At 48.5% G+C, this 1,277-nt stretch carries 1 protein-coding gene; it reads right to left on the bottom strand.

Annotated elements, in window-relative coordinates; translation table 11 throughout:
* Positions 1-1,261, bottom strand: a 1,261-nt coding sequence (locus J7438_RS25560) for a hypothetical protein (RefSeq protein WP_209278858.1), incomplete at its 3' end; no start/stop codon positions are given.
* Positions 1,262-1,277: the final 16 nt, after the last annotated feature.

Raw genomic sequence — 1,277 nt, 5'->3', positions numbered from 1 at the left:
TCAGCAATTGAAAAGCCTCCATCATTTTCTCGCGATGCCGGGGCATATTGTAAATGCGGGTTTTGTCATTAGGTTTGGGGTAGGTCATGACGTTGAAAATATAAGCGAATGCCGTCACCAGGTCCTCCGGTTCCGGAAATGGTATCCGGCCCTTCAGCCAGGTAGCAGACGAAGCAGCCTGCCCCGCTTTTTTGGTTCTGACAAATACTGCATGGCTTTGGCTGGTTGACATATTCTTAGCCGCGCCCTGAAATCTCAAGACGCTGACTCTCTTGGTAACAGCCCTGGTTAATTTACTGGCCGGAGTGGAGCTTGGCTGGTTGGTAAATGAGTTCCTTGAATAGTATTCGTTTATTGTTGTCAACTGATGAGTTCTGCGAGCCTGGTCAGCAAAAATGGCAATATGTAATGCCCTGTACAGCACTTCGTGTTCATCGTCTGGCTCGGGAAGATAGCCGGGCTTGTCGCGCAGGGTCTTAAGCAGGAGTTCATATCTGGAAAACAGTAAAACCGGGGAATCAAAGGCTGAATACGGATAATAATTATTTACCGTAGTAAATTGATTGGCTATGTCGGCCAGCTGTTGCGTTATAGCAACGGGGGACGCCAGAGGTTCGGTGTTGGGATACAGACCACTGTCAATGAGTAGTTTGAACCAATGATCCGACAGCCGTCCCTGCTGGCCAGAGCGAAATTTTTTTATTTTCTCTACATCACTGGCCTGGCTGATTGTACCATTGTTCAATGCGTACTGAATAAACCAGGATCTTAGCTGGCTCCGGGTTTGCTCAGCATTCAACAGGTTGGCTGTTGCCCACTGCTTATAAGCTTCCTTACGTTTGCTGCTGGCCTTTTCCAGCAATATGGATGATGTCTCAGCAGGTGCCTTTTTCTGTTGCTGCTCATGCATCTTCAGAAACCTTTCCGACTCAATCAGGTGACATGCACCCAGTGCCAGCATTGCGCTGGGATCCAGGCTAACGAACGAATCCGGTGGGCCAACGATTCCCCCCCTGCGCTCATTTTCAGTCAGGATGCCTCCGACCTTCTGTTTCGGAAATAGTTGATGTACTAACTTGCAGCTGCAGAAGTATGGCGGTTTTATATCCTCTGCCGGACACATGTTGCCCCAGAACCACCTGTTAAAATCCTTTATGCCGGACTTATCATCAAGCGCTGGCGAGAAGTTGCTGTTAATGGCAATGTCCAACAGTGTTTTGACCTGCTCAGTGAAAGACCACTGTTGGTTTGCTATGCACATTGACCGAACGACATTA

The sequence above is a fragment of the Thalassotalea sp. G20_0 genome, assembly GCF_017744175.1.
GTDB lineage: Bacteria > Pseudomonadota > Gammaproteobacteria > Pseudomonadales > Endozoicomonadaceae > Endozoicomonas.
Note: the sequence above shows the minus strand (reverse complement) of the source record. Positions and strands in the feature narration are given on the sequence as shown.